General features: G+C 38.4%; 22 protein-coding genes and 1 pseudogene. 12 read left to right on the plus strand and 11 right to left on the minus strand.

The genetic code is table 11. The annotated features are described in order from the left end of the window. Positions 1-99: 99 nt before the first annotated feature. Positions 100-1,452 carry a hypothetical protein gene (locus tag ACR30L_RS04405; protein ID WP_435236829.1) on the plus strand — a complete coding sequence of 451 codons (1,353 nt, stop codon included), beginning with the start codon at positions 100-102 and terminating at the stop codon, positions 1,450-1,452. Beyond that, the gene (locus tag ACR30L_RS04410; RefSeq protein WP_435236830.1) at positions 1,449-2,135 is read left to right on the plus strand and encodes a type IV pilus modification PilV family protein; all 687 of its coding nucleotides are present in this window, start codon (positions 1,449-1,451) and stop codon (positions 2,133-2,135) included. The genes ACR30L_RS04405 and ACR30L_RS04410 overlap by 4 nt, the downstream gene beginning before the upstream one ends. Positions 2,136-2,143: 8 nt before the next feature. Here ACR30L_RS04410 and ACR30L_RS04415 read toward each other — a convergent pair whose 3' ends face one another. Then, entirely contained in the window at positions 2,144-2,353 is a 210-nt protein-coding gene (locus ACR30L_RS04415; RefSeq protein ID WP_435236831.1) for a SlyX family protein, read from the minus strand. A 14-nt stretch (positions 2,354-2,367) separates the two neighbouring features. After that, positions 2,368-3,357 (minus strand): WD40 repeat domain-containing protein, encoded by a 990-nt coding sequence (locus ACR30L_RS04420; protein WP_435236832.1) that lies wholly within the window; start codon positions 3,355-3,357, stop codon positions 2,368-2,370. Positions 3,358-3,493: 136 nt separating this feature from the next. Between ACR30L_RS04420 and fkpA the strand changes: the two genes are divergently transcribed. The 5 genes and pseudogenes from fkpA (at position 3,494) to ACR30L_RS04445 (ending at position 7,891) form a co-directional block, all read left to right on the plus strand. Continuing rightward, entirely contained in the window at positions 3,494-4,312 is an 819-nt protein-coding gene (fkpA, locus tag ACR30L_RS04425; protein WP_435236833.1) for an FKBP-type peptidyl-prolyl cis-trans isomerase, read from the plus strand. A gap of 268 nt (positions 4,313-4,580) precedes the next feature. Further along, positions 4,581-5,783 (plus strand): NAD(P)/FAD-dependent oxidoreductase, encoded by a 1,203-nt coding sequence (locus ACR30L_RS04430; RefSeq protein WP_435236834.1) that lies wholly within the window; start codon positions 4,581-4,583, stop codon positions 5,781-5,783. A gap of 240 nt (positions 5,784-6,023) precedes the next feature. Next, a pseudogene (locus ACR30L_RS04435) lies at positions 6,024-6,434 on the plus strand (transposase); the annotation flags it as partial. 207 nt (positions 6,435-6,641) lie between these two features. Next, positions 6,642-7,214 carry a hypothetical protein gene (locus tag ACR30L_RS04440; protein WP_435236835.1) on the plus strand — a complete coding sequence of 191 codons (573 nt, stop codon included), beginning with the start codon at positions 6,642-6,644 and terminating at the stop codon, positions 7,212-7,214. A 254-nt stretch (positions 7,215-7,468) separates the two neighbouring features. Further along, positions 7,469-7,891: a GNAT family N-acetyltransferase gene (locus ACR30L_RS04445; RefSeq protein ID WP_435236836.1), complete on the plus strand. Its 423-nt coding sequence runs from the start codon at positions 7,469-7,471 to the stop codon at positions 7,889-7,891. A 268-nt stretch (positions 7,892-8,159) separates the two neighbouring features. Here the strand turns inward: ACR30L_RS04445 and ACR30L_RS04450 are convergent, their stop codons facing one another. Next, positions 8,160-9,212: an IS91 family transposase gene (locus tag ACR30L_RS04450; protein ID WP_435236837.1), complete on the minus strand. Its 1,053-nt coding sequence runs from the start codon at positions 9,210-9,212 to the stop codon at positions 8,160-8,162. Beyond that, the gene (locus ACR30L_RS04455; RefSeq protein ID WP_435236838.1) at positions 9,209-10,096 is read right to left on the minus strand and encodes a site-specific integrase; all 888 of its coding nucleotides are present in this window, start codon (positions 10,094-10,096) and stop codon (positions 9,209-9,211) included. The genes ACR30L_RS04450 and ACR30L_RS04455 overlap by 4 nt, the downstream gene beginning before the upstream one ends. Before the next feature lie 214 nt (positions 10,097-10,310). Here ACR30L_RS04455 and ACR30L_RS04460 point away from each other — a divergent pair, with 214 nt between their 5' ends. Continuing rightward, the gene (locus ACR30L_RS04460) at positions 10,311-10,631 is read left to right on the plus strand and encodes a hypothetical protein (RefSeq protein WP_435236839.1); all 321 of its coding nucleotides are present in this window, start codon (positions 10,311-10,313) and stop codon (positions 10,629-10,631) included. Positions 10,632-11,023: 392 nt separating this feature from the next. Then, positions 11,024-11,428, plus strand: a complete 405-nt coding sequence (locus ACR30L_RS04465) for a hypothetical protein (RefSeq protein ID WP_435236840.1) — start codon at positions 11,024-11,026, stop codon at positions 11,426-11,428. An 85-nt stretch (positions 11,429-11,513) separates the two neighbouring features. Here the strand turns inward: ACR30L_RS04465 and ACR30L_RS04470 are convergent, their stop codons facing one another. Together ACR30L_RS04470 and ACR30L_RS04475 are read right to left on the minus strand one after the other, a co-directional pair. Then, a complete protein-coding gene (locus tag ACR30L_RS04470) occupies positions 11,514-11,822 on the minus strand; it encodes a type II toxin-antitoxin system RelE/ParE family toxin (RefSeq protein WP_435236841.1) in 309 nt (102 codons plus the stop codon). Then, positions 11,815-12,036, minus strand: a complete 222-nt coding sequence (locus ACR30L_RS04475) for a TA system antitoxin ParD family protein (protein ID WP_435236842.1) — start codon at positions 12,034-12,036, stop codon at positions 11,815-11,817. The genes ACR30L_RS04470 and ACR30L_RS04475 overlap by 8 nt, the downstream gene beginning before the upstream one ends. A gap of 204 nt (positions 12,037-12,240) precedes the next feature. Between ACR30L_RS04475 and ACR30L_RS04480 the strand changes: the two genes are divergently transcribed. After that, positions 12,241-13,128 (plus strand): DMT family transporter, encoded by an 888-nt coding sequence (locus ACR30L_RS04480; protein ID WP_435236843.1) that lies wholly within the window; start codon positions 12,241-12,243, stop codon positions 13,126-13,128. A gap of 305 nt (positions 13,129-13,433) precedes the next feature. Here the strand turns inward: ACR30L_RS04480 and ACR30L_RS04485 are convergent, their stop codons facing one another. Both ACR30L_RS04485 and ACR30L_RS04490 read right to left on the minus strand, forming a co-directional pair. Next, positions 13,434-14,027, minus strand: a complete 594-nt coding sequence (locus tag ACR30L_RS04485; RefSeq protein ID WP_435236844.1) for a hypothetical protein — start codon at positions 14,025-14,027, stop codon at positions 13,434-13,436. A gap of 109 nt (positions 14,028-14,136) precedes the next feature. Beyond that, positions 14,137-15,024 carry an EamA family transporter gene (locus ACR30L_RS04490; protein ID WP_435236845.1) on the minus strand — a complete coding sequence of 296 codons (888 nt, stop codon included), beginning with the start codon at positions 15,022-15,024 and terminating at the stop codon, positions 14,137-14,139. A gap of 106 nt (positions 15,025-15,130) precedes the next feature. On the opposite strand from ACR30L_RS04490, the gene ACR30L_RS04495 reads away from it, so the two are divergent. Next, positions 15,131-16,534, plus strand: coding sequence for a PLP-dependent aminotransferase family protein (locus ACR30L_RS04495; protein WP_435236846.1), 1,404 nt, complete (start codon positions 15,131-15,133; stop codon positions 16,532-16,534). Positions 16,535-16,556: 22 nt separating this feature from the next. Here the strand turns inward: ACR30L_RS04495 and ACR30L_RS04500 are convergent, their stop codons facing one another. After that, the gene (locus ACR30L_RS04500; RefSeq protein WP_435236847.1) at positions 16,557-16,721 is read right to left on the minus strand and encodes a hypothetical protein; all 165 of its coding nucleotides are present in this window, start codon (positions 16,719-16,721) and stop codon (positions 16,557-16,559) included. Between the two features lie 170 nt (positions 16,722-16,891). Further along, a complete protein-coding gene (locus tag ACR30L_RS04505) occupies positions 16,892-17,275 on the minus strand; it encodes a hypothetical protein (RefSeq protein ID WP_435236848.1) in 384 nt (127 codons plus the stop codon). 476 nt (positions 17,276-17,751) lie between these two features. Here ACR30L_RS04505 and ACR30L_RS04510 point away from each other — a divergent pair, with 476 nt between their 5' ends. Beyond that, positions 17,752-18,651, plus strand: coding sequence for a PfkB family carbohydrate kinase (locus ACR30L_RS04510; protein WP_435236849.1), 900 nt, complete (start codon positions 17,752-17,754; stop codon positions 18,649-18,651). Positions 18,652-18,753: 102 nt separating this feature from the next. Here the strand turns inward: ACR30L_RS04510 and ACR30L_RS04515 are convergent, their stop codons facing one another. Next, positions 18,754-19,716: a LysR family transcriptional regulator gene (locus ACR30L_RS04515; RefSeq protein ID WP_435236850.1), complete on the minus strand. Its 963-nt coding sequence runs from the start codon at positions 19,714-19,716 to the stop codon at positions 18,754-18,756. Positions 19,717-19,787 lie beyond the last annotated feature (71 nt).

Here is a 19,787-nt window from a genome sequence, read left to right on the forward strand (position 1 = left end):
TCATGTTTTGGTTAAAAAACGACCTTTATCTTTGCATTATCTTTTCTAAACTTGATTGACCATTGGTTGTTTTTTGTTCGAATTGTCATGGAGAAGTTTGTGTATTCTATTCAACAAAATAAAGGATTTGCGATTTTAACGTCGGCATTACTACTCAGTGTTGCCGGCATTACATTTACTGTGAATATTGTGTTGACGCAACTGGTCGATAATCAAGTCGTTGCGAATTATTACCGTAATAATGAAGCTTTTGCGAATGCAGAATCGGGCATGAATGTGATGCTGAGCAAAATAGAAAAGTCAAAAACTGTTCTTGATGCGCTACCTATTCATTATCAACCGGAGGGCAGTCACTACACCGTCAGCGTCGAGCAGTTCAACAAAAATACACTACAGATTAATTCCTTAGGTACTTCAAAAGACGGTATTGCTACACGGCAAATACAAGTGCAAATTTATTACGATCTTTCCTATAATATTCCACCCTCTGCGTTAGCGGTGAATGGTAAATTAAACCTTGATGAAAGAGCTACGGTGAATGATGGCTGCGAAGGGATCAGTAGTGAATCCTGTCAATCACCAGGAAATATAGCTGAATATCATTTAGTGAGTCACCCTAAAAATGAAACCTTAGTCACGGCGTGTACCGGAGATGTCCTCGGTGAGAATGTGATAGAGCAAGATGCGCTGTACACCGCACATGATGAAAATAATTTTTTACTGATTGGTGAGTCGGCTGTGGTACTTGCAGAGCATGAAATAAGCTTAACTGAAACAGTGGATTGGCCTAATAATCATCCTGAAAACACAGAGTTTCATGGTATTGAAGCAGGTAGTAATACCTCGCCAGCTAGTCTGTTCGAAAGCACCTTCGGCATAACTCAAGACGTTGCAAATAGTGTCTTACAAAGTGCTCCCGATGTCGTTACCATCGATATGACCTTATCGAGCGGTATGAGTTGTTCACATCAACTTAATGCCATCGACGAACAAGTTACCACTATTTATATAAAAGGTGATTGTAATATCGAACATGCAGATACAACCACCAGCCACACATCAAGTAATGACCATTTTACGATTGGTAATATTGAACATCCTAAAGCTATTTTTATCGAAGGCGGGACGTTTACCACGCCAATTAATACCGAAGTAGCGGTGACTGGTATGCTGTATTTTCTTCCTAATACTGAGTCTATTATTGACGAACATGGCAATGAGCAATTAGTTGAATCACCAAGCGTTAACCTTGCTGGTGTGCAAGTAAATGGAGCATTGTTAAGTGACTACAGTTGTTCACATAATCAAACTATAGAAAGTGTTGCTGGGAATCCGAGTTTATCTGTTCGGTACGATAAAGCTGTATTAAACACCCTGTATAAAAATCGAGGCAGCATTGCCATTAATTCAACTTATAGCTTAGTTGATGGATCCTGGAAGGACTTCCAATGAATAGCATAAAAATCATGCGCGGTTTTTCACTAATTGAAATTTTAGTCTCATTATTAGTGGTTTCATTAGCTTCATTTAGTATTGTCGGGTTACAAAAAATGGTTGGACATCAAAGTCGAGATAACTTTGTACATGGGACGGTGTTAAAACTGTCGATTGAAAAAATGGACAATGTTTTACAGTTTCAATCTTTATTAGATATTGAGGCATTAGAAGGCACAGTTGAAACTATTACCGAGCCTGAAACACAGACTAATTTTAATATAGAGTGGCATGTTACGGAACCTGACCTGATGTATGCTGCGGGTGACAATGTCCGTGATATTGAAATAAAAATAAGCTGGGAGGATTCCTACGGTAAATATCAAGGTTACACCTATCGCGAACAAATTAATTTGCGTCATTTAATGACCTTAACGGCGGGCGATAACAGTGCTCCAATTATTGAATCTGTACTTGAATCGACGGAGCATCTTTTCTTCGATGAAAAAGAGGCTTATCACGTGGGGGCGTTCGTTATTTATAATAGTGAATTATTCGAAGCAACCTCGGCCCACTTTGCAGGGGAAACGGTACCACGTGATATGGCGGATCCGAGTGTGGTCTCTGAAGGTTGGAAAAGTTACGGGGTGGTTAGCAATCCGGCATTAGCAAGTAATCCGGATTTAGTCGCATTATTTTAATATTTACTTTAATAATGAGGTGGTGGCACTTCCTCTTCTTCCGAAGCAAGTTGATTGGGCTCAGCTTCCTTTAGCTTTTTCACCAATAGTGTAATTTGTTCTGCTAATGCTTGCATTTTACGTTGTTGGTCAAACATCTCATTATTTAATGTGTCGATGTTATCTTCCTGAAAAGCAACCTTCATTTCCAATTGCTCGATGCGTTCATCTTGGTTCATTCTATTCTCTATGATTATTGTTTTGCGATTGGCCAGACTTCCAATAACCCAGCGGAGGTTTCACTGGCAATCTTATCGGTATCCCACATAGTGGCCGAGTATACTACAGCTGTTTTAGGACGTGTGTGTTTTCTTGCGGTTACCTTCCACTTTTGTAACGCTAAGCCGGTCTTAACATCCCACAAAGTTAAGATATTTGCACCGCTGCCTGTCAGTAATTGTTTACCATCATTAACAAAACGTACCGATGAAAAAATAGACTGACGGGCGCGATAAATTAGCGTACTTTCTAATTTCCCGGTGGTTAGGTTCCAAATTTGCGATGCCTTTTGATTATCTGCTACAAATGCATAGCGCCCCTGATCCTCAAATTTCACCATAGAAACACGGTTATCAAAATCAAACTCTTGAATAATTTGCGCGGTTTGAGTATTCCACAGAAAAGCACGATGATCATTTCCACCAGAGATCGCATAAAAACCATTCGCGGATAAATCAATACTATTAATTTTTTCAGTATGAATCGGCATCTCAAGGCGACGACCGGTTTGTAAATCAATATGAACTAGTTTGCCATTTACTTGTCCATACAAAACGTAACGGCCATTTGCCGATATTTGAATATCGCGGATAGGGGATTCACTGACTTGATAAAAGCCAACGGATTGACCTGTCTTAATATCCCAAATAGCAAATTCGTTGCGGCTTGCTGATAACGCATAGGTGTTGTTTGCTGAAATACGCACAATGAAAATATCATTATCTGCAATATCGTGGTGTTGCCATTGATATAAAAGTTGATTTCTCCGGTTATCCCAAAAGCGTAAACCGTGACTAATCGAAGAGATAAATGAATAATCGCCATTTTGTGAAATTTCGGCAGCAAAAGTGCCTTCAACGGCATGTTCATATTGCTGTAAAGGTTCATCTGAGCGGCTACATGAGACAACAAAAATAAGGCTCAATACCAAAATAAGTGATTTAAAAGAAATGTTTAGTCGCATTTGATTAATTAACTTTGGTGAAAATAAGTTTTAAGGTTAGTATAAGCAAAGATTTTATGATACCTCAATTTCTTCTTTTTTAGATGAAAGTAGCAGAGTATATTTCGCAAATAAAAAGCACACTCATGGAGTAATAATGAAAAAAGTATTTAAAGTTTCTTTATTAGCAGCTGCAGTTGTATTGACAGCTGCTTGTAATGGAAAAACTGAAGCAGAGACTAATGCTGCTGAACCCGTTGCAGACAAAGCTATTGAATTCAAAGATGTTCAAGAAAAAGCAGCATACGCAATTGGTAGTTCTTTCTCTGGCCAGTTCAATGTCATGCTTGAAAAACAAGCTGAAATTGGTATGCCATTAAATAAAGAACTTGTTCTTAAAGGTATCACTGACACATTAAATGGTAGCGGCCAATTAACGGATGAAGAAATTCAATCAACATTAACGGCTTACGGTGAACAAGTTCAAGCTGCTGCTGAAAAACAGCTAAAAGAAGAAGCGGCGAAAGTGGCTGAAGAAGGTAAAAAATTCTTAGAAGAAAATGCTAAGAAAGAAGGCGTAACGGTTACTGATACTGGTCTTCAATATTCAGTTATCACTAAAGCAGATGGTCCTAAGCCAACGGCTGAAGACACCGTAACAGTACATTACGTTGGTACACTTATCGACGGTACTGAATTCGATAGTTCAGTTAAACGTGGTCAACCAGCAACCTTCCCACTTAACCAAGTCATTCCTGGTTGGACTGAAGGTCTACAACTAATGAGTGTGGGCGAGAAATATAAATTTGTTATCCCCGCTGACCTTGCATACGGTGACCAAGGCGCAGGTACAATTCCTGCAGGTTCAACATTATTATTTGATGTTGAATTATTAAGCATCAAAGCGCCTGAAGCAGACACTCCTGCTGAAATGCCTGCAGAGCAAGAGCATACTGAAGCTGCAACTGCAGAATAATACTAACGTATTAAATGAACTAATAGGGTCGCCATGTGCGACCTTTTTTTTACCTTCTTTTTGGTTTAAATCACCACTATCAAATCCGATAATTATCGCACCATATAATGAATGCCAGTTACGTGGTTGACCTTAGCATGAAAACAACTTATTACTGCAATTTAGACTGTGTTTTCTTCTCTTTTGTTTACGCCCAAATAAATCATTTAATTAGCGGAATTGGTAGTTATTCGTGTATCCTTAGCGCCATTAATTTAAGAGGTGAAATATGTGGGATGTCATAATTGTTGGTGCTGGCGCATCGGGGTTAATGTGTGCAATCGAAGCCGGTAAACGTGGCCGAAAAGTCTTGGTGCTTGACCATGCAAAGCGCGCCGGCCAAAAAATTATTATGAGCGGTGGTGGACGTTGTAATTTTACTAATCTGTACGTCGAACCCAATAACTTTCTTTGTGAAAATCCTCACTTTGTTAAATCTGCACTAAGTCGTTTTACCCAATGGGATTTTATTGCTCTGGTGGACAAACACAATATCAGTTGGCATGAACGTGATCACGGGCAACTGTTCTGTGACGATAGCGCCAAACAAATCGTTAAATTATTAATGGATGAAGCACAGGCTGTTGGTGTGAAAGTGCAACTACAATGTGAGATTTTTTCTCATACAAAATTGCAAGATAATCACTTTTCAGTGCAAACAAAACTGGGTGATTTCGAATGTGAATCATTCGTTGTGGCGACGGGCGGATTGTCATTACCTAAAATGGGCGCGACACCTTTCGCCTATAAAGTAGCAGAGCAGTATCAATTACCCGTTAAACCAACACGGGCAGGATTAGTTCCTTTTACATTACATCAAGCACAAAAGGAAAGTCTTGCTAGCTTATCGGGCATTAGCTTCCCAGCAACGGCAAGTTGCCAAATAAAAGCAGGTAAAAAAGATAAAACCATAAGTTTTAACGAAGCACTTTTATTTACGCATCGCGGCTTAAGCGGACCGGTTATTTTACAAATATCTAACTACTGGCAAGCGGGTGAGCCTTTATTCCTTGATTTAATGCCCAATATCGATTTATTGCAATTATTACACGATAACCAACAGACACATCCCGAGCAAGCATTAAAAACATTACTCTCACAACAATTACCTAAACGTGTAATTGAATGTTTATTGAGTGTTGCAGAAATCGAAAGCGTACCTTTGAAGCAATATCATGAGAAACAACTTAAACAAATAGCCGCACTGTTTCACCAATGGCAACCACAAATAAATGGTACCGAGGGGTATCGGACAGCAGAAGTCACTCTTGGTGGTATCGATACCGATGCGATCTCGTCTAAAACCATGGAATGCAAAAATATCCCTGGCTTATATTTTGTAGGAGAAGCCTTAGATGTCACCGGTTGGTTGGGAGGATTTAATTTTTGTTGGGCATGGAGTTCAGGCTGGGCAGCTGGGCAGGCTGTTTAGTTGTATTCATGGAATTAAAACGAAGACGTTTTGAATAAAACGAAGACAATCTTTTTTTATTTTTAAGGTAACTATCTGTATTTAAAGGAAATAGATTGTCTTCGGTTTTTATATTCTTAATTATTTTACAAAATTCAAATACTACTGCTCTTGACTATGCCTGTGGCTATCCCATCTTCCGTTATGTCCTGCTGGTCTAGAACGAAATTTAACAGGAGTTGTGTACCAAACAAACAATAATGCCATTGTCCAGCAGGTAAAGCGATGTGGCTTAGTGTTAAAAACATTGAAACAGCAGGTCGACAGTATGTACGTTTCTCAGGTTACTTAAAAGATTGTCGTGTTTGCTCATTACAAAAGCAATGTATGCGCAAAGCCCCCACTAAACAAGGTCGACAAGTTCAGTTTGAAACAAACAGCAAAGGTAAAACTATCTCGTATACCGATAAAATGCGGGTAAAAATAGACAGCCGTGTAGGACGGCGGCAATACAGTAAACGACTCGGCGCCATTGAATCAGTATTCGGTAATATTACGGTCAATAAAGGCATGAATAAATTTACGCTGCGCGGGCAAGAAAAAGTAAATACGCAATGGCAGATGTATTGCCTTGTTCATAACATTGAGAAGTTAAGGAATAGTTTACATTAACCCAAGGGTTAAGCCCTTAAACCGCAATAATCCAGCCTAATTAACCTTATAAACACCTCTACAACTCAATTTAATCAGTCATTTATTGAAAAGTGAATAATCTATTTGAATCTCAAGTAAATGTGAATTAATGTAGTTTTTATTTTAAATAATCAGGCTGAAAATGAGAAATTCTACAGCCTCGTTAGGTGAACATTGGAGTGAGTTGTGTTTAAGCGAATTAAAGAACGTTGGGCTCTCTCTAGAGCTGATGCCCTATTTAATGAAGTTAATGATTTGATGGTAAGAGTTAACTCTTTAGATGAAGATATTCAGAGAAACGTGATAATTCATCTGTTGTTTGCATATAAACATGTTATTAAAGAAACGCATAATGTAAATAATATTTCAGTTCAAGGTAAAAAAGAAATAGCTAAGGAGCTTTTAAAACTAGCCCAAGAGTCTTTTGATTTGGATATGGCGAAAGGGTTTGGTGTTTTTTTATGCTCCTCATATTTTGAAGCTCTCACATTACCTGGTTCAAAAGCTAAAATGATTAGTAATATTATTGATGGTCTTATTGAATCAGAGTGTAAAAATACATCTTCATCAAAAAGAGCATTGGATGACCCAATTTCTCATGAAGAGTCTGTTGTTTTAAAAGCAGTGGTTATTGGTTTGGATTTAGGAGCAACTTCGGCTAGAGAAGTTGCGGAAATAACCATGGGTAGGAATCTGACTGATCTAGAGTGGGAGCAATATAAACAACCTTGGGAAAATGGCTGGAATAAAATCACCTAACAAGAGTTTTCAAGCCGGAAAACTTACTGTTGGCCATCGCTTAGCGATTATAGCCAACGTTAATTTTCCGCTTAAAACAGTGTTGTGGCTGTAGAATAACTCGTTATTCACCAAATTATGAAAACTTTCTATTTTTAACTTGTTGTTTTAATTGAAAATTAAAATTTTAATAGAGGCTGTTTTTTCTGAAAATGGAGAAATTCTACAGCCTCGTTATGTGTTTTTACGGAAATGATAGGTTTAATGGATTAATTATGGTTTTAATTCAAACGGTTGAAAGTAACTCAACGTATTTAACTGAATTGTATCAATGGTTTAAAAGTGAGTGGGATGACGTTGAACCACTGGCAACAACAAAGAATGGAAAAGTAATTCCAAATCCTATCATTGCCTTAGAAAATGGTGAATTAATTGGTGGTTTAGTTTTTACTCGTTTTCTATCTCCAATTACTCAAGAGCAGGCTGTTTGGGTTAATGCTGTCTTTATTAAACCTGAAAATCGTAAGCAAAGAATTAGCTCACAATTGATTAATCATGCTGAAAAAATGGTTAGTGAAATGGCTGAACCAGAGTTGCTGGTTTTTACTCATATTCCTGCATTGTATTCAAATCTAAAATGGACAGTAATTGAAACGGTCGATGATCATTTCGTGCTTAAAAGTTCATTGGTTCAATAAGAACACACATAACAAATAAGGATAGGTGTCGCGCAGCCGACACCTTATCTGGGTGTTGAACAAGCCCGAGCAGCTTATTTATAGTAAATTGTGAAGTTGATATCTAAGTTGATGTTGTCTTGTGGCTTTTCGCAAGACGAGTTTGGCTGGGATAACGTATGAAGTGTAACGTTATCAATAGGTTGTGGTTTATGTCTTATCGTTTATCTTATTGTGTTGTCCTTTTATTGCGTGGCGGCCATTATCCTTATTATATTGTGCCTTTCGGCTAACTCAGTCGTATTATTCCTGCATATTGCATGTCGTGTTGGCAACAAGGACACCTTCGTTTTGCTTTCCCTCTAATGGGCTCTTGTATAGGTGCAATCCATTTTGTTACTGTCATTAATAACTGTTGAATGCGTAAACGTACGGTTTTGGCATTACCGCGTAGGAATCCATAATCACGCACACGTTGAAATCCTTTGGGTAGAGCATGTTGTAAAATCAGCCAAATAAATTGTAACGGTGGCAATACTCTGATTTTCCATTGATTGGTTTGACCGTCGCGATAGCGGAAGGTCACACTGTTTGAAGTTACCTTGAGAATATCTCTGTCGGGTAATACACCACGATAAAGGTAGCGAGAGAGATATTGCAGCGCATGCTCACCATAACCAATATGGCGACAATCAACTATCCATTTTCGGGGGAGTTGTTGCGGTAATACTAACGTATCGTGGTGATTAATTGCATCGAGTAAACGTGCGCGCCATACCTTTGCTAAGGCAAATTCATTAAACAGATAGTGCTTATCGCCTTTATGCCATACTTGTTTAACGTTGTCATAACGACCCGCAGGAATAATAACGTGCAAATGAGGATGCAAATCGCGCTTTCTATTATGCGTATGCAGCACCATCGTAAATCCCATTTCCCCTTTGTTTTGACGTTTGGCAAAATCTTTCAGTGTGGATTGCGCAACCCCAAAGAGGATTTTATAAAAGGCTTTTGACTGATATCGAGCTAATGCCCTAAGCTGATAAGGTATTGTCAGCGTCACCATAAAATAATGGGTTGGTAACAATTTTTGTTGCTGTCGCATTAGCCAGTCGGATGTGGTTTGGTGTTGGCATTGTGGGCAGTGTCGATGTCCGCAGGATATCGGGTGCTGCTCACTATGTTCGCACTCAGTGCAGCGCCATTTTACCTGCTGCTGTTGCTGTGTTTGACAACTTAACATAGCGTGAATGGCACTGCGCATATCATGGTTAAGCTTATTGTCATACTGCTGCTCAAATGCCTGTTGGTGTTGGCGAAGTAGTGAGATAAATGTACTCATAAAACTGCCTCAATACCCTTTAGGTTATTAGCAAGTCGGTTTATTATCTTGATAGTTTCCTTTTGTTTTACCTGTGTCAGTTGGGTATAACGCGCTGTTGTATTCAAACTGTTATGGCCCAGTAATATTTGCAGTGAACGTAAGTCTAATCCTTGCTCTAATAGATGTGTGGCATAACAATGCCTGAGTGAGTGTGGACTGATACGTTTATTAATACGGCAGTCATCAATGACCTGTTTCATGGCTTTTTGCACACTACCTTTATCCATCGGGACATCGGAGTCGGTAAATTTACTCGGAAATAGTAATATCGGGTGACGGTGCGTTTTCCAATAAACGCGAAGTGCCATTAGTGTGCGTTTGGGCAATGGTAATAGTCGGTCTTTTCCACCTTTACCTTCGCGGACATGGACTTGCATGGCTGCGCTATCAATATCATTAACGGTGAGATTAAGTCCTTCACTCAGTCGCAATCCGAGCGTATACAGGGTAAGAAAAAACACACGGTAACGTTGTTGTTTCGTGTTGGTCAGTAAGTCACTTACTTGCTTAGGTGTTAAAATATCAGGGAGTCGTTTCACCTGTGGGGGTTTGACAATATCGAGCCATTCCCATTGTTTATTGAGTGTGTAGCGGTAAAAAAACTGTAAACCATTGCGGTCGAGTTTAATGGTGCTCCAAGAATGTGTTTGAATTAAACCATTAAAATATTGTTTTAGATCCTGTGTGGTCAGCGTATCTGGTGTACGATTGAAGTAGGTCGTAATACGACGTATGGCACGGGAATAGGCATCAATGGTCGCAGGTCTTTTACCTTGTAGTTTTAAATTGATAAGATGTTGTTCATAAAGAAAATCAAAGCGTTGTTGTTCGATAGCATTCATGATGAGAGCTCCAGTAGGCACGCCCGAACTGGACGTGTTACTGAACACAGTAACAGTCTGGAGATTTTATGTTTTTTTCTGCCGTGCAGCGGCTTTGTTCAACAATAGTTTTAAACGGAACTAAAGCAGTTGACTACGTTCCGCTTTGCTCCACAATTTTAGCCAACTTTTTTAGTACGCTTAAGCTGGCGTTATCAGCCAATGAGGATTTAATATGTCATCTGTACCAGAGAAAGATTGGAAATTGTTTCGGAAGCTACAAGAAGAATTAACTGCGAAAGCTTGTGAGTTGGTATTTAATAAAGTGGAAAATATAACCAATGATCGAGTTGATAAAGAACATCAATCGTATTTGGACTTGTATAGTTTGATTGAAAGTGAAGATGCCAAAATAGCTGAAATGTTCAATAACCCAACTCGTAACAGTGTGTTGTTGAAAATAGCTTATTTAAAAAAATATGGTGTTTTGAGTAATGAGCAACTTCAACTCTTTAGTGAAGAAACGCAAGAATTTGTGAATCGTATGCTTGACTGAGTAAACTGCTAACAAGTAGTTCAACGTAGACACGTAAACGACTGCCATCATTTTTGCAAAAAAAAACGCAAAAATACCATCAAGTGAACTCCAATCAATACTCAACACTGCTGATGGTCAAGACCATTTCTTAATGGCAGGCAGCAAAAGATAATGGAATGACACTTGGTTCTGGATAGTGCTACGACTTTAAAGTTAGCCCGTCTCTGGGGGGAAATGGGTATAGACAACCTGAATATAATGTCTTTTAAAGTTTCATTACACTTTGGCGGCCAGATAAACAAGCAAGTCAAAGATTTGCCTATTGGTACTAAAATAAGTGAGGTTAAGCTTAAGGGCACATAATAAAACGTGTCAGTCGGACAGTTTGTTCTGTGGCTATGGAGAATAATATGCAACATGTTATTAATGCATTGGAGCCTATATTTCTAAAATATGGGCGCACGATTAAGCCAGCTTCTGATATATCATTGAGGTCATTTGAATTAAAAGCCAGTGCTATTGGTGTTCCTGAAGACGTTATTGATCAATTAGTCTCCCTCTATTCATTAGTCGACGAAGTACCTTGCTTAGACTCACTTGTTCTACATAGTTGCAATGATAGTATCATATTCGAATGGTGGGAAAATGCAGAGCTTTGGCTAGGTTCTAGAGATTATTATATTTTACGCTGGTCAGCTGAGAAAGTTAGGTTTTGTGTTGGCGATGCAAGTGACGCTAGTTTTGGCGAAAATGTAGAGTTTAAATATATCGCAGATGCCGTTGTTTATTTAGCTAATGTGTATTCAGATTATTAAATTTTGGACGCCACATAACAAGTCAATTTAACAAGGACTAAAAACATCGGACTTACTCGCTTAGCTCGATTTTAGCCCACAATTTTTAGTGGGTAAGACCAAACTCAAAAGAGGTGTTTGACGTTTCGGTAAAAATTTTCATGTGAGCCAGGGCTATTAATTCAAAAACAATTACACCATATTCATAGCTATAGCCTAAAAGTGTTAATTGTTTCACCATTTTAAATTTATAAACTCTCATAAACGCAAGTTCACCTTTCTTTTGTTCACAGAGTTTTGGCTCTTCCATTATTAGTTTTACCGCTTTATCTAAATCTTGTTTTTGGTTTTTATGGAGCTTTTTGACGGCTTTTTTAAAACTTGGGGTTTGTAGTACTTGGTTTACCTTAGCCAAAGTCGTAAGCCTCTAATTTTCCAGCTTCTTTTTCTGCCTTGGCGATAATTGCCTGTTTAACAAATTCGTAAGGTAAGTCTGGGGTATCCTCCATCATTTCACCAATTTTAGCCCAGTGTTCAATTTGCTTAGGTGTCGTTCTATTTAGTGCTTTTGCCATGATCGATGCTTTTTCTACTAAGTCTTTATCTAATCTAATACTTGCAGTTGCCATAACAATTCTCCTTTGATTACTTAGAATTGATTGTAGCGCACTGCTACAATTGTGGTAATGAATTGTAAGAAGCTGTTCAAACTGGACAAAAAATAGTTTGCTTTTTTGTCCCTCTGTTCCTGTTAGATCTTTTTTTAAAAGCATCAAAAAAGTGGTATGTTGTCGGTTAAACTCTCCCGTATTAATGCTAATTGGATCAAATACATGACTCGCCACTATACGCCTACTGTTAAAGACTGGCTTTCTTTGCTGTTGCTCATTCTGCTGTGGGGAACATCATTTATGTTTACCGCTGTCTCACTGCAAAGCTTTTCCCCAGTAGGGATAGTTTCTCTTAGAGTGTTAATTGCAGCGATTATCCTAACTTTCTTTATGTATGCCAAGGGTTGGCGTTTGCCTGTTACGCCACTGGCTTGGGCTATATTTTTGTTGCTCGGTATTATGGGGAACTTGTTACCCTTTCTTTTGATCTCCACTGGTCAGAAGGATATTAGCTCGGGCATTGCAGGGTTGTTGATGGCATTTATGCCGCTGGCGACAATGATTTTGGCACATTATTTTGTGTTAGGGGAAAGTCTCAATCGCTTTAAAATATTCGGGTTTGCGCTAGGTATTACTGGCGTGGTGATTGTGCTTTGGCCTTCGTTAGTAGGAGCCCACAGTAATTTACTGAGTGGTTTACTGATTTTACTCGCCACTTTTAGTTATGCAATAAATACCATTTTGGTGAGACGGTTGCCATCCTATAACCCTGTTGTAACGGCGGCTGGTGTGATGATTGTTTCCAGCATCGCTATCGTGCCATTGTGGTTGTGGCAAGATTTACCGTGGCAACAAAGTTATTCTTTAAACGCTACGTTATCCGTATTGTGGTTAGGTATTGGCCCGACTGCGTTTGCCACCATTCTTTTGTTTGCAGTTATCGGCACGGCAGGGCCTACGTTTCTTTCGTATATTAATTACGTGATTCCTATCGTGGCATATTTTACTGGCGCGCTTCTTTTGGGCGAAGCGATTGAATGGCAAAGTCTAGCGGCAATGTTATTAATCATTTTAGGGATAGCACTATCGCGCAAACGGGTTGCTGCTTGAATAAGGTGTTTGTTAGCGGTACTTAAACTTTGTTTATGGTGTTGAAGCTGTCGATTAAATCACTTTCAGTAAATAGTTAAGTAAGCATGGATGCTTTTGAGCCTAAATATGTCATGGATTGACAAAATCTCGTTGACCGCTTCAAGCTCAAAGCAGACGGTGGTAATAGTTAATATTGGTCACATATTTGTAGTTTCCTATGGCGCTTTGAGGCACAAAGCGCCTTGGTGATTTTAAGTTTTTACGTTCGCTTTCTCCCAAAAACGAGCGAAGCGAGATAGTCAGCCGTATTTTGTCCTTGTTGATTAATTTGCAAGCTCTTGGCTTGATGAAATGGCACGTGACTTTTTAAGTCCATAGACTACAAAATACAATGAAACTAATTGTTGCGCCATTAGTATCGGCTTATCTTGTAGTAGCATCAATGTAGCCATACTTAAATTCATCAGCATAAAGAAGAACCAGCCCACAGGATTATTCTTCGCTATGGAGTAGCTACCTAGCAAAAAGCCGAGCATTACACCTACCTCTAAAACTTGTGAAATAGAGCCTATTCCGCCGTGATGGATAACGCTAAAAACAAGTCCAAATGCTAGTGATGAATAAGTACACAAAGTGACAAACTTATTAAACCATTTATTCTCTTTTTGATTATTATGATAAGTATTATATAGACCCAATAACATAGCGGGAATTCCTCCTGCTTCAATAGATGCTGCAATCCAATCTTGATGGCTAATCAATATAGTTACCCAAGCGGGTACGCCGAGAAGATAAATAGCCCAACCTTTAATCTTAAAGTCTTTTTTTATATTCTCAGGCTTACCTTCAGAAAGCGCAAACAGTATTTTATTGGCAAGGTAAAATAAGCCTCCCCAAATTTGAAATATTAAATCCATGTATATACTCCTTTCCGTTTGCGATCATGACCAAGTGAAACTTCTACGCTTAAATTCTTCTTTACGGCGTTTTTCAATACAATTGTCACTTACTAAGTGATTATTTAATTTAAGAAAAAAGTCGCGACTTAAATATTTTAAATTTTGGAATGTTAATAAAACCTATCAAAACACCACTTATCACGCATAAACTCGCAATAAATTTTATTACGCCAACCTCTTCTTGATAAAATATGACGCCCCCCATCAGTCCAAAAATAGGTACTAACAGAGTTAATGGTGCAACTGTGGTTAAGGGATAAGTCAATAATAATCGATTCCAAATCCAATAACCTAATAACGTTACAGGATAGGCTTGGAATAATACTGAGAAAATTACTCTGCCGTTAAGTTGTTCCGGTATTTGCATAAAAGCATCACTCCCAGACTGTAAATAAACGATTAAAAATAATGGGATTGGAGCAAATGCCATCGCCCACAAGCTAAAAGCAAAAACTTGTTTGGTACCTGCTTTTTTAATAGTGATACTTGCTAAGCTCCATGATAATGCTGCACATAAAATGAGTAGTAACCCTACTTGTGTGACAGAGCCATCAGTAACAGTTAAACTCAGAAATAAACCGCCTAGTGCTACGCCACTACCAATTAGTTTGTTTAGAGAAATCGTCTCTTTTAATAAAAAGTGACCTAAAAACAAACCAAAGACGATATTTACTTGTAATAGAACAGATGCCATGCCGGCACTTAAACCTGCTTCGATTGACCAAGTTGCCATTCCCCAGACTCCAATAGCAAAGATCCACCCATATGCAATCAAATACCACCATGAGACTTTTGGTTTTTTCACAAAAAAAATGGCGGGTAGAGTGGCTAAGCTAAATCTGAATGCCGTTAACAGTAACGAATCTATTTCATTAACACCTAATTTGATTACTGAGAAATTTAACCCCCATATAATCATTACCAAAACACCTAAGATTAAATCACTCTTTTTCATTGTTTAATTCCTATTACTGATGACTATTACTGACCTAGTAGTTATTATCCAGTAAACTTACAAAGAGAACAGATACAAAAATAAACTTTTAAAAGGGTACAGTTTTATGCTCTATATTGAATTAGCTAGACAGTGTGTGCAACAGATTGAATCGGGTCAATTAGTCTTACATAGTAAAATGCCCTCATTACGTAAGTTCCGGTTACAGCACAATGTTAGTATGACAACAGCGTTAAATTGTTATCAGCATTTAGAGTCTTTAGGTTGGTTAATAGCAAAACCCCAATCGGGTTATTATGTAGCACAAAAATCACAGCTAACTGATAAACCTGAACTACCTACTTTAGTTTCATTTCAAAGCTCAGCAACTAAACCAAAGGCACCTAAGCTGCATAACCCATTTAGTAACCCAAGCCCATTAGGTATTGCATGCTACGACCCGGAATTAATTCCAATAAATAAATTACAACTGAGCTTTCGTCGAGCAATGAAACAACAAGGCACTCAACTGAGCGATTATCCTGAACCTCAAGGAGAGAAAATATTACGAGAGAGTCTCAGCAAGCATTTTAAAAATATTGATTTTCATTTTTCAGATACGCAATGTGTGATCACCAATGGATGTTTAGATGCGATCTGTCATGCTATTGAAGTTACAACTATTGTAGGTGATGCTGTCGCAATTAGTTCGCCATGTTACAGTGGGTTATTAGACTTATTAGGGGGAATGAATCGCCGTGTTGTTGAGATCCCATCTGTTGAACACGGTATTGACCTTGAGCAGTTAGAAAAACAGATGCAACTTGGGACGATAAAAGCAGGGTTGTTCTGCACTTCTCATATGAATCCACAGGGAATTTCAATGTGTGCATTACAAAAGAAGAAGTTAGTTGATCTCGCAACACAATATAAAATACCGATTATTGAAGATGACGTTTATCTTGAATTAGGCTATCAAGGTGTGATCCCTTTGCCAGCAAAGCATTGGGACAGGAAGGGATATATTTTATGGTGCGGTTCAATTTCTAAAACGATTGCAGCTGGATATCGATTAGGGTGGTGTTTACCAGGGCGTTATTTTAATGCGTATTTGCAAAAACGTTTACTGGCAAATCAAGGGGGAAGCACTCCCATGCAATTAGCTATTGCAGACTTTATTAGACGGGGTGATTATATCCGTCACCTGAAAAAGATACGCTTACACATACAACAACAAAGTCTGCTGTTTACTGCTTATTTACAAAAAAATTTACCCATTAAGAGTAAGGTAAGTCAGCCTACTGGTGGTTTTGTGCTGTGGGTTGAAGTCCCACTCTTAAATACTCGGAAGTTGAGAAAGCTTGCGTTAATAAACAAGCTCGATGTGCTTATTGGAGAGAACTTTACGACATTAGATTTATACCCTCATTGTTTTCGTTTGAATATTGGTTTTAGTATTACTAACAAAGAGGTTGAGTTACAGTTAAATATTTTAGTTAAATTAATTATAGAGTGCTCAACAGAAAAGTAATGAGTTGTATTTTGACTTTTAGTTAACCACTGTTATTGGCTTGTTTTAATCCATAGCGATTCAGATAGTGTAAATTTGAGTAGCCATGACGTTCGCTTTTCCCCATTGCGAGCTTCGTAGTGGCAAAGTTAATTGAGTAACTTATTTTTAGTTTGTAAGGCGCTATGGGGGCGATAGCGCCTTGCACTAAATATACCTATTTTTTAAAAGCTCAATGACCGCTTTGGTGGCTTTTGAGACTTTCAGGATAAAGATAAGTCAGCATATTGTGTACGCTGTAATCAGCCTGAGAAGCTAGTAATACTAATGTCCGCTTTATCGGAATTATCGGAATTTGGTAAATATAGCCATAGCCTCTTATTCTGACTGACGTTTTAGCCATTCAATTGCAGTAGGCACATCTTCAAATATTTTTATATTTTGTTTTTTTATCGCTGGAATTAATCGATTGTCGATATCTAACGTTACTGTAGATTTAGCGACCCTAGCTTTGGCTATCATGTTCTGATCGTTTAACCATTCATTATATTTATTAATCTCTTTGTATCCTTCAGGGGTCATTCCTTCAAGCTCTAAATCCTCAACAATGATCGAAAATTTTGCACTCTTGAAACTTTTTATTTTAGCTTTGATTGAGTCTATAAGAGCTCTCGCACCGAACTCATTAAAACTTCCTTTCATGGTTATGATTATTATATTTGTATCAACAGTAACGGTGAAAATTCCATGTTCAAGGTTCATTCTGTCTCCAAATTTTTATTATCTACTGCTGTTAACCGCACAAGATGAAGATTATGGTAAATTGTCATTTTCATCGTGAAAATAACGGTTTCATTATAAAACAACCACAAGACTCTTAAAATAAACAGTAAACGGCCTAAAATTAGTGTTAAAAGCACAAGCTTAAAATTATCACTGTAAAGTGATTAATATGTTATTTATATCATATTCACACTTCGCTTATTTTCCAAGGAAAAATCTATAAATACGCTTATTGCCTTAATGATGGATTTTATTCTATGGGCAATAAATAGAGAAGGAACTAATTCGTTGTCGGTTAATAATCCATAACACCATTGCTCATTTTTATAAAAGCAGTATGTAGACGATACAACGGGTTAGATAACTTAAGCGCGATTTCCGGTTGAAATATGAAGAAACAAGTGAGTAAATACGATCCATTTAATTTTGTTAGTCCTTCGATATCGGGAGATCAAATGAATAAAACACTCATCATCGGTTCTACAGCCTTAGATATTATTTTGGAAGTGGACCGATTACCCAGCACGGCACAGGACTGTCATATAAATCATCAGTCCATGGCCATAGGCGGATGCGCCTATAATGTGCAAAATATTATTCAGCATTTCAACGTGCCGCATCTTTTCTGTACGCCTGTTGGTACTGGTATTTACGGTGAGTACGTAGAAAAGCAGCTTCTTTCAAAAGGCGTAACCTCTTATATAAAAGTGAGCAATCAAGACAATGGTTGTTGCTATTGCTATGTAGAACCCCATGGCGAAAGGACTTTTCTCTCTTATCATGGTGCTGAATACACGTTCTCAAAAGAATGGTTAGATGCAGTTCCCATCGATGAATATAATAAAGTCTATGTGTGTGGGTTGGAAGTAGAAGAACCGACTGGGGATGCGATCATAGAGTATCTAGAGGAACACCAGCATTTAGAGGTCTTCTTTGCTCCGGGTCCACGTATCAATTCAATTGGTCAGTCGAAGATTAACCGTATCTTTAAACGTTCACCCGTTCTACATCTGAATCGAGATGAAATCATCGCTTACACGGGGAAAGCGGATTTATACGAGGCTGCGAAAGCGCTTTTCCTCCATACAAAAAATACTATCTTAATCACTGATGGTGGTGACGGATCGTATATGTATGATGGAAGCTCATTTATCCACATCGACCCCATTCCTACCCAAGTCGTCGATACAATTGGAGCTGGTGACGCCCATATCGGGGCGGTTATTGCCTGCCGTCAACGCGGATACAGTTTTGAAAAAAGCCTCCGTATTGCCAATGCAATCTCATCTGTTGTCGTCGGTTCAAAAGGTGGGACACTGTCAACGAATGAATTTGACTCACTAAATATTTTATAACTGGATTTAGATTTTTTTGGGGGCCTATTTTTCACGGGGTAGTCAAATAGTGGCAAAAAGAAAAATTTGCTCTCATTGTTTGTTTTTAAATAAACCTAAAACTTACAATATATTTTCTTTACCCATTACTTCCTTAAATAACGTCTCAATGTTAATAATATTATTTTGTACATAGTCAATAAAAGCGCGCATGGCTGGTATTGGGTGTTTACCTTGAGGGTAGACTAAACTCCATGAACGACGAAGGGGAAATCCGGGAAGAGGGAGTATTTTTAACGAACCATTTTGTAATTCAGCGAGTACACTTAGGCGGGGTAATACACATACGCCGAGCCCAGCCATTACTGCATGTTTTAACCCTTCATTTGAGTCAATTTCAAAATAAGGATCGAGTTTTTCGCGTATTTGTTGACAGTGTTGTTCGAGTGCAAGTCGGTTACCCGAGCCTGTCTCACGTAGCATTAATCGGCTACTTAAAAATTCGGTTACAGTAACTTGCTCTTGTTGTAATAATGGATGATCCGGTGGGACAAGCGGAAGTAATTCATTATCAAGAAATGGCAGTGCGGCAAATGGCTTTCCCTTTGGCACCATCCCCATAATAACTAAATGGTCGACGTTATCAGTTAAACGTTGAATACCCTTTGTGCGGTCCACCGATTTTACATTAACAATAACCTTTGGGTGTTGTTCCATAAAGCCTTTTAGTAAATAGGGTAAAACACACTGTGCTGTATTGACTGCGGCGATGTTTAGTTCACCGGAAACCTGTCCTTTCATCTCGCAAATATCAGCTTGTAGCGATTGCAGTTGATTAAAAATAACGTCAGTGGTTTTAAATAGTCGGTCTCCCGCAGCGGTGGTGTAAAGTTTGCGACCTATATATTCAAACAAAGGTTGGGCTAATGCTTGTTCTATCTGGCGTATTTGACTGCTCACGGCGGGTTGCGTTAAGCCCAATTCGAAACCTGCCTGACTATAGCTTTTCAGTGAATAAACAGCTTTAAATACCTGAAGCTGACGAAATGATAAGCGATTAGCCAATTTTTGTACGCTGATAGTCATCGGTTTGTTTTCCTTAATTTATCTATAAGGTATAGCTTATAGGCGACTAAAGAAATATCAATTGTCCAGTT

The sequence above is a fragment of the Psychromonas saccharinae genome (assembly GCF_051201515.1).
Classification (GTDB): Bacteria; Pseudomonadota; Gammaproteobacteria; order Enterobacterales; family Psychromonadaceae; genus Psychromonas.